The sequence below is a fragment of the Cupriavidus basilensis genome (assembly GCF_000876015.1).
GTDB classification, from domain to species: Bacteria; Pseudomonadota; Gammaproteobacteria; order Burkholderiales; family Burkholderiaceae; genus Cupriavidus; species Cupriavidus basilensis_B.
The window spans coordinates 72,126-86,999 of record NZ_BBQM01000005.1 but is presented as its reverse complement, the minus strand read 5'-3'; the positions used below and the strand labels follow the sequence as shown (position 1 = coordinate 86,999).

12 protein-coding genes and 1 other RNA gene are annotated in these 14,874 nt (G+C 67.1%); 4 read left to right on the top strand and 9 right to left on the bottom strand.

Annotation, left to right across the window (positions count from 1 at the left end; all coding sequences use genetic code 11):
• Positions 1-75 precede the first annotated feature (75 nt).
• From cmk to gyrA, 8 genes are all read right to left on the bottom strand, one after another.
• Positions 76-738: a (d)CMP kinase gene (cmk, locus tag KF708C_RS03740; protein WP_059410791.1), complete on the bottom strand. Its 663-nt coding sequence runs from the start codon at positions 736-738 to the stop codon at positions 76-78.
• 143 nt (positions 739-881) lie between these two features.
• A complete protein-coding gene (aroA, locus tag KF708C_RS03735; RefSeq protein ID WP_059410790.1) occupies positions 882-2,186 on the bottom strand; it encodes a 3-phosphoshikimate 1-carboxyvinyltransferase in 1,305 nt (434 codons plus the stop codon).
• Between the two features lie 61 nt (positions 2,187-2,247).
• Entirely contained in the window at positions 2,248-3,156 is a 909-nt protein-coding gene (locus KF708C_RS03730) for a prephenate dehydrogenase (protein ID WP_020200980.1), read from the bottom strand.
• Between the two features lie 122 nt (positions 3,157-3,278).
• Positions 3,279-4,394 carry a histidinol-phosphate transaminase gene (hisC, locus tag KF708C_RS03725; protein WP_059410789.1) on the bottom strand — a complete coding sequence of 372 codons (1,116 nt, stop codon included), beginning with the start codon at positions 4,392-4,394 and terminating at the stop codon, positions 3,279-3,281.
• Positions 4,395-4,469: 75 nt separating this feature from the next.
• Positions 4,470-5,609, bottom strand: a complete 1,140-nt coding sequence (pheA, locus tag KF708C_RS03720; RefSeq protein WP_059410788.1) for a prephenate dehydratase — start codon at positions 5,607-5,609, stop codon at positions 4,470-4,472.
• A 142-nt stretch (positions 5,610-5,751) separates the two neighbouring features.
• Positions 5,752-6,912 (bottom strand): 3-phosphoserine/phosphohydroxythreonine transaminase, encoded by a 1,161-nt coding sequence (gene serC / locus KF708C_RS03715; RefSeq protein ID WP_029043182.1) that lies wholly within the window; start codon positions 6,910-6,912, stop codon positions 5,752-5,754.
• A 117-nt stretch (positions 6,913-7,029) separates the two neighbouring features.
• Positions 7,030-7,599, bottom strand: a complete 570-nt coding sequence (locus KF708C_RS03710; RefSeq protein ID WP_029043181.1) for a DUF2059 domain-containing protein — start codon at positions 7,597-7,599, stop codon at positions 7,030-7,032.
• Between the two features lie 80 nt (positions 7,600-7,679).
• The gene (gene gyrA / locus KF708C_RS03705; RefSeq protein WP_029043180.1) at positions 7,680-10,388 is read right to left on the bottom strand and encodes a DNA gyrase subunit A; all 2,709 of its coding nucleotides are present in this window, start codon (positions 10,386-10,388) and stop codon (positions 7,680-7,682) included.
• Between the two features lie 458 nt (positions 10,389-10,846).
• Here gyrA and ompA point away from each other — a divergent pair, with 458 nt between their 5' ends.
• The 4 genes from ompA (at position 10,847) to ssrA (ending at position 13,488) form a co-directional block, all read left to right on the top strand.
• Positions 10,847-11,506 carry an outer membrane protein OmpA gene (ompA, locus tag KF708C_RS03700; protein WP_029043179.1) on the top strand — a complete coding sequence of 220 codons (660 nt, stop codon included), beginning with the start codon at positions 10,847-10,849 and terminating at the stop codon, positions 11,504-11,506.
• Positions 11,507-11,617: 111 nt separating this feature from the next.
• Positions 11,618-12,367 carry a bifunctional 2-polyprenyl-6-hydroxyphenol methylase/3-demethylubiquinol 3-O-methyltransferase UbiG gene (ubiG, locus tag KF708C_RS03695; protein ID WP_059410787.1) on the top strand — a complete coding sequence of 250 codons (750 nt, stop codon included), beginning with the start codon at positions 11,618-11,620 and terminating at the stop codon, positions 12,365-12,367.
• A 2-nt stretch (positions 12,368-12,369) separates the two neighbouring features.
• On the top strand, positions 12,370-13,041 hold the full coding sequence (gene gph / locus KF708C_RS03690) for a phosphoglycolate phosphatase (protein ID WP_020200972.1): 672 nt from the start codon (positions 12,370-12,372) through the stop codon (positions 13,039-13,041).
• A gap of 88 nt (positions 13,042-13,129) precedes the next feature.
• Positions 13,130-13,488: a transfer-messenger RNA gene (gene ssrA / locus KF708C_RS03685) on the top strand.
• 367 nt (positions 13,489-13,855) lie between these two features.
• Here ssrA and KF708C_RS03680 read toward each other — a convergent pair.
• Positions 13,856-14,857, bottom strand: coding sequence for a tripartite tricarboxylate transporter substrate binding protein (locus KF708C_RS03680; RefSeq protein ID WP_029043178.1), 1,002 nt, complete (start codon positions 14,855-14,857; stop codon positions 13,856-13,858).
• Positions 14,858-14,874: the final 17 nt, after the last annotated feature.

Sequence of the window (14,874 nt, the reverse complement as noted above, 5' to 3'; positions counted from 1 at the left end):
CAGGTTGAACAACACCGGCGGTTCCGCGCATGCGGGCGCCACCGGCACTTCGGCGCGCAGCGGTCCGGGCGCGGGTCAGCAACCCTGCGCGGCGTACCACTCCAGCACCTGCGCCACTGCCTGATCCACCGTCATCTCGGAGGTGTCGAGCAGCCGCGCATCCGTTGCGGGACGCAGCGGCGCGGCCGTGCGGGTGCGATCCCGCAGGTCGCGCGACTCGAGGTCACGCAAAAGGTCTTCGATATTAGCAGAAATTCCCTTATCAATCAATTGTTTATAGCGCCTGCGAGCGCGCGCCTCGACACTTGCGGTCAGGAACACCTTCAGGCGGGCGCCCGGGAAAATCACGGTGCCCATGTCGCGCCCGTCGGCAACCAGCCCGGGCAGCTTGCGGAAACCGCGCTGCAGCGCCGTCAGCGCGTCGCGCACCGGCTGGTGCACGGCGATGGCGGAGGCGCGGTTGCCGGTGGCCTCGGCGCGGATGGCCAGGCTGACCTCCTCGCCGCCGAGCCAGACCCGGTCCGGGCCGAACTTGACATCGAGGCGGGTGGCCAGTTTTGCAAGCCCCTCGACATCCTGCGCGTCGATGCCCGCCCGCTCGCTGGCGAGCGCCACCAGGCGGTACAGGGCCCCGCTGTCCAGCAAGTGGAAGCTGAGCGCATCGGCCACCTTGTGCGCTACGGTGCCCTTGCCGGAGGCGGTGGGCCCGTCGATTGTGATGACGTCGACGATAGTCATTGCTTATTGAAACAGGACAAAAATCAATCTTCCTAACAAGAGTGCCAAGAGTGCCGGCCGGCGCCGCGCGGCGCATCCTCTTACTGTGGCGCATTACGCCGCCGGCCGCTACTGGGGCAGGCGCGCACGGGCGCGCGCGGTGATCAGCGCGTCACAGAGGCGAATACCTCGAAATAATCTGGGAAGGTCTTGGCCACGCAACCCGGCTCGTTGATGCGCACCGGCAGCGGGCCGAACGCGGCCAGCGAGAAGCACATCGCCATGCGGTGGTCGTCGTAGGTGTCGATGCCGGCGGCCGGCGTCTGCCATTGCGACGGTGGCGTCACCTTCAGGTAGTCCGCGCCCTCCTCCACTTCCACGCCGAGCTTGCGCAGCTCGGTGGCCATCGCGGCGATGCGGTCGGTTTCCTTGACCCGCCAGCTCGCGATGTTGGTCAGCGTGGTCGGGCCGTCGGCGAACAGCGCCGCCACCGCCAGCGTCATGGCGGCGTCCGGGATGTGGTTGCAGTCGAGCTCGATGCCGCGCAGGCGGCCGTCGTCGCGCTCGGTGCCGCGCACCTCGATCCAGTTGGCGCCGGCCATGACGTTGACGCCCATGCGGTTGAGCGCCTCGGCGAACTTCACGTCGCCCTGGATGCTCGACATGCCCACGCCTTCCACGCGCAGCGGGCCGCCGCCGATGGCGCCGGCCGCCAGGAAATACGAGGCCGACGAGGCATCGCCCTCGACGAAGATCTCGCCGGGCGAGCGGTAGGCCGCGCGCGCCGGCACGATGAAGCGCGACCAGCCTTCGCGCCGGACCTCGATGCCGAAGCGCGCCAGCAGGTTGAGCGTGATCTCGATGTAGGGCTTGGAAATCAGCTCGCCGATCACCTCGATCTCGATGGTGCCGGCGGCGGCGTCGGCCAGCGGCAGCGTCATCAGCAGCGCCGTCAGGAACTGGCTGGAGACGTCGCCGCGCACGCGGATCGGCGCGTCGATGCGGATCGGCGCCGGCGAGATCTGCAGCGGCGGATAGCCCTCGGTGCCGAGGTAGTCGATCTTCGCGCCGATCTGGCGCAGGCCGTCGACGAGGTCGCCGATCGGCCGCTCGTGCATGCGCGGCACGCCGGACAGCTTGTAGCTGCCGCCCTGCAGCGCCAGCGCCGCGGTGAGCGGGCGGATCGCGGTGCCGGCGTTGCCCATGAACAGGTCGGCCGACTTGTTGGGGAAGTTGCCGCCGGCGCCGCGCACCACGCACGCGCCGTCTTCCTGCCGCCACTCCACGCCGAGCGTGCGCAGCGCCTGCAGCATCACCCGGGTGTCGTCGGAATCGAGCAGGTCGCGTACGCGCGTTTCGCCTTCGGCGAGCGCCGCCAGCAGCAGCACGCGGTTGGAGATGCTCTTGGAGCCGGGCAGGCGGACCGTGCCGGAGGCGCGGGTGAGGGGACCGAGCGTGAGGTGTTCCATGATCTGCGAGCGGGTTGTGCGGCGCCCCGCCGGTGGCGGGCCGCCGCGGTGTGGGTGGCGGTCAGGGTTCGGCGTTGACGGCGGGCGCGCGCTGCGCGCCCCATTGCAGGCGCGCCCGGCTGGCGCGCTGGAAGATGCGCTCCAGGCCCGCGCCGTCGCTTTTCTCGATCAGGGTCTTCAGGTGGGCGAGCATGGCCTGGTAGGTCGACAGCTCGCTCAGCATGGCCTCGCGGTTGCCGATGCAGATGTCGCGCCACATTTCGGGCGAGGACGCGGCGATGCGCGTGAAATCGCGGAAGCCGCCGCCGGCGAAATCGAGCTTGAGCGCGGCATCCTCGGCATTGGCCACCTGCGCCACCAGCGCGTAGGACAGCAGGTGCGGCAGGTGGCTGACCGCGGCGAACACGGCATCGTGCTGCACGGCCGACATCACGTCGCAGTGCGCGCCCGCGGTTTCCCACATGGCGCGCACGGCGGCCACGTCGAGGCGGCTGTTTTCCTGCAGCGGGCACAGCACGGCGCGCTTGCCGTCGTAGAGATCGGCCAGCGCGGCCTCGACGCCGTTCAGCTCGCGTCCCGCGATGGGATGCGCCGGCACGAACTGCGCGGCCTTGTCGCCCAGCGCCGTCTTGGCGGCCACGATCACGTCGGACTTGGTGCTGCCCGCGTCGGTGACGATGGTGGCGGGCTCGAGATGCGGCTCGAGTGCATGGAGCAACGCAAAGGTCTGCGCCACCGGCGCGCACAGCACGATCACGCTGGCGCCCCTGGCGGCCTCTTCCAGCGTGGCGGCCTCGTCGATCACGCCGAGCTTGAGCGCGCGCTCGAGCGAAGCCTGCGAGCGGCCCACGCCGACCACGGTGCCGACCACGCCGGCACGCTTGAGCGCCAGCGCCAGCGAGCCGCCGATCAGGCCGACGCCGACGATGACGACACGGGAAAAATAGGGAGCGGACGCAGGATCGGTCACGGGAATACGCTGCCAGGCACGAAAGTTCGGGAATCCGGCATTGTATCCGCTCCGCCCGGCCGCGGCGGCGCCGATCGGGCGGGCACCGGCCGCGAAGCGGAGAAAAACGAGGGCGGGACCGGCTATCCGAGCGCTTTCTCGAGCGCCGCGATGAAGGCCGCGTTCTCTTCCGGCAGGCCGATGGTCACGCGCAGCCATTGCGGCAGGTTGTAGTTGCCGACCGGCCGCACGATCACGCCCTGCCGGAGCAGCGCCAGGTTGACGCGCGCGCCGGCGCCGTCGTCGCGGCCCACGCGCACCAGCACGAAATTGCCCGAGGACGGCACGTATTGCAGGCCGAGCCGGTCGAACGCGGCCACCAGCTGCGCCTTGCCGGCGCGGTTCAGCTCGGCGCTGCGCTTGAGGAAGGCGGTGTCGCCGAGCGCCGCGATGGCCGCCGCCTGGGCCAGGCTGTTGACGTTGAACGGCTGGCGGATGCGGTTGAGCAGGTCGGTCAGCGCCGGCTGCGCCACCGCGTAGCCGACGCGCAGCCCGGCCAGCCCGTAGGCCTTGGAGAAGGTGCGCGAGACCAGCAGGTTCGGGTATCGGCGCACCCACGCCACCGAGTCGTACTGCTGGGCGTCGTCGAGGTATTCGTTGTAGGCCTCGTCCAGCACCACCACCACATTGGCCGGCACCCTGGCCAGGAAGGCCTCGATGGCGGCCGCCGGCAGGAAGGTGCCGGTCGGGTTGTTGGGATTGGCGATGAAGACCAGGCGCGTGTCCGGCGCGATCGCGGCGGCCATCGCGTCCAGGTCGTGGCCGTAGTCGCGCGCCTTGACCTCGATCGCGCGCGCGCCGACTTCCTGCGTGGCGAGCGCGTACACCGCGAACGAGTGCTCGGCATAGACGATCGACTCGCCCGGCCTGACCAGCGCGTGCGCCGCGATCTCGAGGATGTCGTTGCTGCCGTTGCCCAGCGTGAGCCAGTCGGCCGGCACGCCGAAGCGGGCCGACAGCGCGGCCTTCAGCCCGAAGCCGTTGGCGTCGGGGTAGCGGCCCAGCTCGGCCACCGCGGCGGCGATGGCGGTGCGGGCGGACTCGGGCATGCCGAGCGGGTTCTCGTTCGAGGCCAGCTTGACGATGGCGGCTTCGTCGAGGCCGAACTCGCGCGCCACCTCGGAAATCGGCTTGCCCGCCACGTAGGGTGAAATCGCCCGCACGTACTCGGGACCGAACTGCCTGCCCTGCTCTGCCATGTCGACTCCTTGCCGGTCGCTGCCCGGCCGCTATGCTGCCATCTGCCTGCCGCCTGTCTGCCTGCCGTCCCGGCCTTACTTGCTGGACGGGTACGAGCCCAGCACCTTGAAATAGGCCGCGTTGCGGCGCAGTTCCTCCAGCGCGCGCGCCACCGCGGCATCGTTCTGGTGGCCTTCCACGTCGACGTAGAAGTAGTACTCCCACGCGCCGCTGCGCGCCGGGCGCGACTCGAAGCGGCACATCGACACGCCGTTGTCGGCCAGCGGCGCGAGCAGCTGGTAGACCGCGCCGGCCTTGTTCGGCACCGACAGGATCATCGAGGTCTGGTCGCAACCCGAGGGCTCGGTCTCGTAGCGCCCGATCACCGCGAAGCGGGTGCGGTTGTGCGGGTCGTCCTGGATATGCGTGCGCACCATGTGCAGGTGATAGCGGTTGGCCGCCGACTCGCCGGCGATGGCCGCGGAGGTCGGGTCCTCGCTGGCCATGCGCGCGGCCTCCGCGTTGCTCGACACCGCCTGGCGCTCGAGGTGCGGATAGTTGGCCGTGAGCCAGTGCTGGCACTGCGCCAGCGCCTGCGCGTGGGCGCGCACCACGGTCACGCCCTGCATGTCGGGCGACGACGCCATCAGGTTGTGGTGCACCTTGAGCGCGATCTCGCCGCTGATCTTGAGCGAGGTCTGCAGGAACAGGTCGAGCGTGCGCGACACCGCGCCCTCGGTGGAGTTTTCTACCGGCACCACGCCGTACTCGACGGTGCCGGCTTCCACCGCGCGGAACACCTCGTCGATGCTCGGGCACGGCACGCCGCTCACCTCATGGCCGAAATGCGCATACAGCGCCTGCTCGGAGAAGGTGCCGGCCGGCCCCAGGAAGGCCACTTCGAGCGGCTTCTCCAGCCCGCGGCAGGCCGACATCACCTCGCGCCAGATCGAGGCCACGCTGTCGTCGAGCAGCGGGCCCGGATTGGCGCCCTGCACCTTGCGGATCACCTGCAGCTCGCGCTCCGGGCGGAACACCGGCGCGCCGTACTTCTTCTTGACCTCGCCCACGTCGAGGGCGAGCTGCGCGCGGCGGTTGAGCATCGAGAGCAGTTCGCGGTCGAGCGCGTCGATCTGCTCGCGCAGCGGCGTCAGCTCGACGCCGAGCGCCTTCTCGGCCGCGGCGTTGTCCTGCGGCGCCGCCGCCCGCGCACTGTGCTTGTCTTGGTTTGTCATCGTATGGATCCGCTGCGCCGCCTCCTTGCAAGGCGGCTCTGAAAAAGACCGGTTTGCGCCCGTTCGGCACCCTCCCGGCTCACGCCTGGGCGCGGACGCGCGGCAAGGCGCGGGCTGCGCCGCGCCGGGCCGGGGACAACGTTCAGGCCGCGCTGCGCTCGAACTCGCGCATGTACTCGATCAGCGCCAGCACGCCGTCGAGCGGCATGGCGTTGTAGAGGCTGGCGCGCATGCCGCCGACCGACTTGTGGCCCTTGAGCTGCACCAGGCCGTTGGCGCGCGCGCCCGCCAGGAAGGCGTCGTTGCGCGACTCGTCGGCGAGGAAGAACGGCACGTTCATGCGCGAGCGGCAGGCCGGGTCGATCTCGTTGCGGTAGAACGCGCTCTGGTCGAGGAAGCGGTACAGCGCGTCCGCCTTGGCGATGTTGCGCTGCTCGATCGCGTCCACGCCGCCCTGGGCCTTGAGCCACTTGAAGACCAGGCCGGCGATGTAGATGGCGTAGGTCGGCGGCGTGTTGTACATCGAATTGTGCTCGGCCACCAGGCGCCAGTCGAACGCGGACGGGCACAGCGGATGCGCGTGGCCGAGCAGGTCCTCGCGCACGATCACGATGGTCACGCCGGCCGGGCCGATGTTCTTCTGCGCGCCGCCGTAGGCCACCTGGATGCGCGACCAGTCCACCGCGCGCGACAGGATGTGGCTGGAGACGTCGGCCACCACCACCGGGCCGCCGTCGCGGCTCTGGCCGACGTCGGGCACGGTGTGGAACTCGACGCCGCCGATGGTCTCGTTGGTGCACAGGTGCACGTAGGCCGCGTCGTCGGACAGCTTCCACTCGGACACGTCGGGGATGCGCGTGAACTTCTGCGCGGCGCTGGTGGCGGCGATGTTGACCTCGCCATAGCGGCGCGCTTCCTGCTCGGACTTCACCGACCAGCTGCCGGTGACGACGAAATCGGCCTTGGGGCGCTCGGCATGCACGCGGCGCATCAGGTTCAGCGGCACGATCGCGTTCTCGCCGATGGCGCCGCCCTGCAGGAACAGGATGCGGAAGTTCTTCGGCACGCGCAGCAGCTCGCGCAGGCCGGCCAGCGCCTCGGCGTGGATGCTCTCGAACTCGCGGCTGCGGTGGCTCATCTCCATGACCGACACCCCCGTGCCGTGCCACGACAGCATCTCCTCGGCCGCCTGCAGCAGCACCTCGGTCGGCAGCGCCGCCGGACCGGGCGAGAAATTATAGACACGCTCGGCCACGGCGCGCTGCATCATGGCGGCAAGTGCTGGATTCTGGGGTTCGTTCATGGAAGTAGAAATGAAAAATGGCTGCCGGTGTAAACCAAGCAGCCATTATCCCTCAAACCCGCACCGCGATGGGGAGACCGGGGCGGCGCCCCGCTCCCCGCGGCGCGGCTTGCCGGCTTACTTCGAAGCGGCGGCGATTTCCTTCTCGGCGGCGTCGCGCATCGACTTGCCGACCTGCGGGCCGTACTTCTGCATCATCGAGCCCCAGATCTCCTGGGTCGCCTTGCCCTGGTTGGCCATGAACTTCTGGCCGGTGGGCGACTTCAGGAAGGTGGTCAGGTCGCGGATTTCCTGCGCGCTGTAGTACTTGGCGAAGGCGTCGTAGTGCGCCTTGATGGCGTCGCTCTTGAAGCCGTCGGTGGTGAAGGCCTGGCCCGCGCCGTCCACCATGCGCTGCACCGCGCCGTTCTTCTTGAGCTTGTCGACGGCGGCCTGCTTCTGCTTGTCGTTGAGCGTCTTGTTCTCGACGAGCACCTGTTCCAGGACCATCGGCGCTTCCTGCTTGGCGCCCTGCTGCCAGTTGTCGGCCTGGCCCTTCACGGCCTGGTCGGCCTGCATCACCGTCAGCAGTTCCTTGATGGCAGCGGTCTTGTCCGCGTCCTGAGCCTGGGCATGCGCCGCGCCAGCCAGCATCATGGCCGGCACGAAGGCAGCCAGAACAGCGATACGTCGATAGGTCTTGAGCATTGTGACTCCCTTGAATATGTCCGTTTTAGTCCCGCGGCCGGCAATCGAGTTCCGGCGCCGCGGTCCAATGTTGCAACAATTTACGAATCCGATCCCGTGTCCGGCGTGCCCGCTTCGGTGCCGCCCGGCGCACCGGCCTGCTCGCCCTGCGCGGCACCTTCGGCGCCATCCGTCCCGGCCGCGTCGGATTCGTCACCCGCGACGCCATTGTCGGCATCGCTCTCGACGATCCGCTGCAGCCCCGACAGCTTGGTGCCTTCATCCACGTTGATCAGCGTCACACCCTGCGTGGCGCGGCCCATTTCGCGAATCTCCGCCACGCGAGTACGGATCAGCACGCCACCGGTCGTGATCAGCATGATCTCGTCGTCCGGCGATACCAGCGCCGCGGCCACCACGCGGCCGTTGCGCTCGCTCGTCTGGATCGCAATCATGCCCTTGGTGCCACGGCCGTGTCGAGTGTATTCGGAGATCGGCGTGCGTTTGCCGTAGCCGTTCTCGGTGGCGGTCAGCACGCTGCCGACCGAGCCGGCCTGCTCGCTGGTCTCGGCCGGCGCCACCAGCATGGCGATCACGCTCTGGCTGTCTTCCAGGTTCATGCCGCGCACGCCACGCGCCTGGCGGCCCATCGGGCGCACGTCGTTCTCGTCGAAGCGCACGGCCTTGCCGGCGTCCGAGAACAGCATCACGTCGTGCTGGCCGTCGGTGACGGCGGCGCCCACGAGGTAGTCGCCCTCGTCGAGGTCCACCGCGATGATGCCGGCCTTGCGCGGGTTGGAGAACTCGGTCAGCGCGGTCTTCTTCACGGTGCCGCGCGCGGTGCTCATGAAGATGAAATGCTCTGCGTCAAACTGGCGCACCGGCAGGATGACGTTGATCTTCTCGCCGTCGGACAGCGGGAACATGTTGACGATCGGCCGGCCGCGCGAGTTGCGCGAGCCCTGCGGCACCTCATACACCTTGAGCCAGTACAGGCGGCCGCGGTTCGAGAAGCACAGGATGTAGTCGTGGGTGTTGGCCACGAACAGCGTGTCGATCCAGTCGTCTTCCTTGGTGGCGGTGGCCTGCTTGCCGCGCCCGCCGCGCTTCTGCGCGCGGTACTCGGAGATCGGCTGGCTCTTCATGTAGCCGCTGTGCGACAGCGTCACCACCATGTCCTGCGGCGTGATCAGGTCCTCGGTGTCGAGCTCGGTCGCGTTGAGCTCGATGTGCGAGCGGCGCGCGTCGCCGAATTCGGCGCGGATCGCGGTCAGTTCGTCGACGATGATGGTGCTGATGCGCTCGGGCCGCGACAGGATGTCGAGCAGGTCGGCGATTTCCGCCATGATGTCGCGGTATTCCTGGACGATCTTGTCCTGTTCCAGGCCGGTCAGGCGCTGCAGGCGCATCTGCAGGATTTCCTGCGCCTGCGAGTCGGACAGGCGGTACAGGCCGTCGCCCTGCATGCCGAAGATGGCCGGCAGGCCGTCCGGGCGGTAGGACGCGCGGCCGCCCGGGGTCTCGCCCTCGGCGCGCGACAGCATCTCGCGCACCAGGCTCGAATCCCAGGCCTTGGCCATCAGGCCCTGCTTGGCGATCGGCGGAGTCGGTGCGGCCTTGATGATGGCGATGAACTCGTCGATGTTCGCCAGCGCCACCGCCAGGCCTTCGAGCACGTGGCCGCGCTCGCGCGCCTTGCGCAGCTCGAACACGGTGCGGCGGGTGACCACCTCGCGCCGGTGCGACAGGAAGCAGTCCAGCATCTGGCGCAGGTTCAGCAGGCGCGGCTGGCCGTCGACCAGCGCCACCATGTTCATGCCGAAGGTGTCCTGCAGCTGGGTGTGCTTGTAGAGGTTGTTGAGCACCACCTCCGGCACTTCGTTGCGCTTGAGTTCGACCACCACGCGCATGCCGGACTTGTCGGACTCGTCGCGGATATCCGAGATGCCCTCGACCTTCTTGTCGGTGACGAGTTCGGCGATGCGCTCGAGCAGCGTGCGCTTGTTGACCTGGTACGGCAGCTCGTCGACGATGATCGCCTGGCGCTGGCCGCGGTCGATGTCCTCGAAGTGCGTCTTGGCGCGCATCACCACGCGGCCGCGGCCGGTGCGGTAGCCCTCGCGCACGCCCTGGATGCCGTAGATGATGCCGGCGGTCGGGAAGTCCGGCGCCGGGATCAGCTCGATCAGCTCGTCCACCGTGGCCTGCGGATTGCGCAGCAGGTGCAGGCAGCCGTCGACCACTTCGTTGAGGTTGTGCGGCGGGATATTGGTGGCCATGCCGACCGCGATACCCGACGAACCATTAATCAGCAGATTGGGGATGCGGGCCGGCAGAATCAGCGGCTCATTTTCGGAACCGTCATAATTCGGCCCGAAATCGACAGTTTCCTTGTCGATGTCCAGCAGCATCTCGTGGGCGATCTTGGACTGGCGGATTTCGGTATAACGCATGGCGGCCGCGTTATCACCGTCCACCGAGCCGAAATTCCCCTGGCCATCGACGAGCATGTAGCGCAGCGAAAAATTCTGCGCCATGCGGACGATCGTATCGTATACAGCAGTGTCGCCGTGGGGGTGGTACTTACCGATCACATCCCCCACGATACGCGCCGATTTCTTGTACGGCCGGTTCCAGTCGTTGTTCAGCTCATGCATCGCATAGAGCACACGCCGGTGCACCGGCTTCAGGCCATCCCGGACGTCGGGAAGCGCGCGCCCGACAATCACGCTCATCGCGTAATCGAGATAGGAGCGGCGCATTTCCTCTTCGAGGGAGACCGGAAGGGTTTCTTTGGCGAATTGATCCATTGCGGCGTGGGTTATGCGGCGAATTTAAACAGAAGGCGCCCCGGTGAATCGCCATTCGCCGCGAGAGCGTCTGACAGCAGGGCAACGTGGCATTCTAACATGCCCGGCACCCCGCCCCCGCGGCCGTGGGGGCCCCGCGCGGCAGCCCTCGCGCGAGGCCCGGAACGGCCGCGCGGAGCCCGCGCCGAAAACCTGCAAGCCCGGCCAGGCAAGGGTTTGCGGGCATCGCAAGGGTCATGTTGCACAAACACCACAGGCCCAAAACCCATTGATTGAATCGAATATATTTACTTCTTAGGAAACGAGGCTTGTGGCACAATTCCCCAGCGAAGAGCCAGACATTGTTCGAAGTGGAGCATACACCGCATCGAGAATGTTATACTCCGAAGAATGTATGACTTGTTTCCGTCCATTTGCTCGCAGTAACCCTGCGGTGATCTCATCCTGAGAGGAGAAATATGAAAAAATTTGCCAAGCTCGCGCTCGTTGCAGCTACCGCAGTAATGGCTGCATCCGCTCAAGCCCAGTCCGTCCCCTACGAAAAGAAGGCTGTGAACGATAACTGGGGCAACGGTACGAGCGAGTACGTGTGGAAGAACGGCACGAACGAGCTCTGCTGGCGCGATAGCTCGTGGACCCCGGCCACCGCCAACGCCCTGTGCGACGGCGCCCTGGCTCCGGCGTCCGCTCCGGTTGCTCAACCGCAAGCTCCGGTTGCTCCGCCGGTCGTCTCCAGCGAAAAGGTCACTTTCGCTGCCGACACCCTGTTCGATTTCGACAAGGCCGTGCTGAAGCCCGAAGGCAAGGCCAAGCTGGACGACCTGTCCTCCAAGCTGTCCGGCATCACCCTGGAAGTCATCATCGCCGTTGGCCACACCGACTCGTTCGGTTCGGACAAGTACAACGATCGCCTGTCGATCCGTCGTGCCGAAGCCGTCAAGGCCTATCTGGTGAGCAAGGGCGTGGAAGCCAACCGTGTCTACACGGAAGGCAAGGGCAAGCGCCAACTGAAGGTCGATCCGAAGTCGTGCAAGGGTACCCGCAAGGCCCAGATCGCCTGCCAGCAGCCGAACCGCCGCGTGGAAGTCGAAGTGGTCGGCACCCGCAGCGCACGTTAATCGGATTCTTTCCGATGAAGAAAAGCCCAGCGCAAGCTGGGCTTTTTTTTTGATACAGTGCCGCAATACCCTCCGCTTTCACGCCGCCGCACCGGCCGCGCGCCAAACTCCATGACGCAGATCTCCACGCCGCACCACCCCACCCTGGAAACCACCCTGCTCGGCAAGAACGCCGACGCCCGCGAAATCGACAAGTTCAGCGAACTGGCCCACCGCTGGTGGGACCCGGAAAGCGAGTTCAAGCCGCTGCACGAGCTCAACCCGCTGCGCCTGGGCTGGATCGACGGCATTGCCGGCCTGAGCGGCAAGCAGGTGGTCGACGTCGGCTGCGGCGGCGGCATCCTGGCCGAGAGCATGGCGCGCAGCGGCGCCACCGTGCGTGGCATCGACCTGTCCGCCAAGGCGCTGCGCGTGGCCGACCTGCACAGCCTGGAGTCCGGCGTAGCCGTGACTTACGAGGAGATCGCCGCCGAAGCGCTGGCCGCGCGCATGCCCGCCGGCTTCGACGTAGTGACCTGCATGGAAATGCTCGAGCACGTGCCCGATCCGCAATCGGTCGTGCGCGCCTGCGCCACGCTGGTGCGGCCCGGCGGCACCGTGTTCTTCTCCACCATCAACCGCAACCTCAAGGCCTACCTGCTGGCCGTGGTCGGCGCCGAGTACGTGCTCAAGATGCTGCCGCGCGGCACGCACGACTACGACAAGTTCATCACGCCGTCGGAACTGGCCCGCTACGCCCGCAACGCCGGGCTCGAACTGATCGAGATGCGCGGCATGACCTACAACCCGCTGACCCGCGTCTACGCGCTGGGCTCCGACACCGACGTGAACTACCTGATGGCATTGCGCCGGCCCGCCTGACCATGCAGACCTTCGACGCAGTCTTCTTCGATCTCGACGGCACCCTGGCCGACACCGCCCCGGATCTCGCCGCGGCCGCCAACCGCCTCGTCGTCGAGCACGGCCACCCGCCGGTGGCCTATGAAAAGCTCCGCCCGGTGGCCTCGCACGGCGCGCGCGGCCTGATCGGCGCGGCCTTCGGCAAGAGCCCGGCCGACCCCGAGTTCCCCGCCCTGCGCGACACCTTCCTCGACTACTACGAGGCCGACATCGCCGTGCACACGCACCTGTTCGACGGCATGGGCGAAGTGCTGGACGCGCTCGAGGCCGCCGGCATCCGCTGGGGCATCGTCACCAACAAAGTCACCCGCTTCACCGCGCCGCTGGTGGCCGCCATCGGCCTGGCGCCGCGCGCCTCGGCGGTGGTCAGCGGCGACACCACGGCGCACGCCAAGCCCCACCCCGCCCCGCTGCTGCACGCCGCCGAAGTCAGCGGCGTGGCCCCCGCGCGCTGCGTGTACGTGGGCGACGACCTGCGCGACATCCAGGCCGGCAAGGCGGCCGGCATGGCCACCATCACCGCCGCCTACGGCTACTGCGGCGACGGCGAGCCGCCCGAGGAATGGGGCGCCGACTACCTCGTGCGCCATCCGAGCGAGCTGATCGCCCTACTGACGCCGGCCGCGCGGCGCTAGCCTGCGGGCGGCGCCGGGACGCGGCCTACCCTTCGGGACGCCAACGGAGTACAATTCCATCTCTTGACACTGTTCAAGCAGTTCACACGGGGCCGACCTGGTTTCGACGTGGGTTACAAAGCAGTGGAGGGCATACCGAGGACCCGTCACCTCGTTAATCAATGGGAATGCAATAACTGCTAACGACGAACGTTACGCACTGGCCGCTTAATTGCGGCCGTCCTCGCACTGGCTCGCTGACGGGCTAGAGTCGCAAGACTACGCGAGGTCATTTACGTCAGATAAGCCCCGGGTGAGTCACGAACCAGGGGACGAAAACCTAGTGACTCGCCGTTGTAGAGCGTGTTCGTCCGCGATGCACCGGTTAAATCAAATGACAGAACTAAGTATGTAGAACTCTCTGTGGAGGGCTTGCGGACGCGGGTTCGATTCCCGCCGGCTCCACCAATTACTCGTTCCAGGTTAATCCTGGGCGTTCCAGAAGCCCGGTATATCCGGGCTTTTTCTTTGGTTTCACGGGATTTGGCGTTCCACGTGGTGCCGGGGCGTTTCTTTACAGCCCGCGCATATGGGATGGTTTCCGGGGCAACCGATTGCCACAAAATGGTTCCGCCCCGGATACGCCCAGCCGCGGCGGCAAATGGTGGCGACCCGGGTGCCGGTTCGAAGACAAGGAAATCGCGTCCCTCGACACTGCCCCCCCCCGGTGCCCGCGCCGCCCGGCCAGGATGAATCTGCCCGCACAACCGGGCAGGCTCGCACGGCGCCTTGCCGGAGCCCGATGCCGGGAACCCGCGGCATCAGGCCATGAGGATCATGAAACCGGAATGTGCTGCTCTTCGATCAGCTTCTTCCACATCTTCGTCTGGCCATCGATGTACCTGCCGAACTCGTCTGGGGTCGAAAGCTTGATGTCGAGGCCCTGCTCCAGCATCTGCTTCTTGACCTTGGGGTCCTGGATGACCTTCGTCAACTGTTCATTCCAGAACTTGATCACCTCGGGCGGCGTCCCGGCCGGTGCGAGCAACCCGGACCAGCCGATGGCCTCGAAATCCGGCATGCCCTGTTCCGCGGTCGTCGGCAGGTCGGGGAAGACAGCGCTGCGGGTCTTGCTGGCCTGCGCGATCGCCTTCGTCTTGCCGGCACGGACGACACTCAGCGCATAGGGCGTCGACCCCCACATAATGTCGACTTCGCCGGACATGAGGGCCGTCTGTGCCGGTGCACCACCCTTGTACGGGACGTGCGTCATCTTGACGCCCTGCCTGGCGTCGAACATCTCGGCGGTCAGGTGGCTCGCGCTTCCCGGGCCGACCGAGGCGAAGTTGAGCGTGCCCGGCTTGGCCTTGGCCAGTCTGGTGAGATCGCCGACGGACTTGGCGGGGAGATTCTGGTTGGCGAGCAGGACCATCGGCGACTGCGTGATCATCGAGATCGGCGCGAAATCCTTGTTGGCATAATTCGCGTCTTCGTAGATCAAGGGGTTGATCGCGAAAGTATCCAGCACCATCAGCAAGGTGTACCCATCCGGTTTCGAGTGCGCGACCACCGAGGTGCCGATGGAGCCGCTGGCTCCCCCGCGGTTGTCGATGACGATGCTCTGGCGGATATTCTGGGAAATACCGGTCATGAGCAGCCGGGCAATCATGTCGGCGACGCCACCAGGCGGAAACGGCACCACGACGCGAACCGGCTGCTGCGGATAATTCGCGGGCTGCGCCTGTGCCATCGTCGTGGTGGCAGCCACGGCGATGCAAGCGAGCGCCTTCGCAACGAGCCGGGCGCGGTTTGCTGATCTGGATCTTGCGGGTTTCATGTTTTTCCCTTGATGTG

Excerpts from the sequence above, each read along its gene's own strand:
- cmk (WP_059410791.1), bottom strand. The coding sequence starts at position 738 with ATGACTATCGTCGACGTCATCACAATCGACGGGCCCACCGCCTCCGGC.
- aroA (WP_059410790.1), bottom strand. The coding sequence starts at position 2,186 with ATGGAACACCTCACGCTCGGTCCCCTCACCCGCGCCTCCGGCACGGTC.
- hisC (WP_059410789.1), bottom strand. The coding sequence starts at position 4,394 with ATGGCAGAGCAGGGCAGGCAGTTCGGTCCCGAGTACGTGCGGGCGATT.
- pheA (WP_059410788.1), bottom strand. The coding sequence starts at position 5,609 with ATGACAAACCAAGACAAGCACAGTGCGCGGGCGGCGGCGCCGCAGGAC.
- serC (WP_029043182.1), bottom strand. The coding sequence starts at position 6,912 with ATGAACGAACCCCAGAATCCAGCACTTGCCGCCATGATGCAGCGCGCC.
- KF708C_RS03710 (WP_029043181.1), bottom strand. The coding sequence starts at position 7,599 with ATGCTCAAGACCTATCGACGTATCGCTGTTCTGGCTGCCTTCGTGCCG.
- gyrA (WP_029043180.1), bottom strand. The coding sequence starts at position 10,388 with ATGGATCAATTCGCCAAAGAAACCCTTCCGGTCTCCCTCGAAGAGGAA.
- ompA (WP_029043179.1), top strand. The coding sequence starts at position 10,847 with ATGAAAAAATTTGCCAAGCTCGCGCTCGTTGCAGCTACCGCAGTAATG.
- ubiG (WP_059410787.1), top strand. The coding sequence starts at position 11,618 with ATGACGCAGATCTCCACGCCGCACCACCCCACCCTGGAAACCACCCTG.
- gph (WP_020200972.1), top strand. The coding sequence starts at position 12,370 with ATGCAGACCTTCGACGCAGTCTTCTTCGATCTCGACGGCACCCTGGCC.
- KF708C_RS03680 (WP_029043178.1), bottom strand. The coding sequence starts at position 14,857 with ATGAAACCCGCAAGATCCAGATCAGCAAACCGCGCCCGGCTCGTTGCG.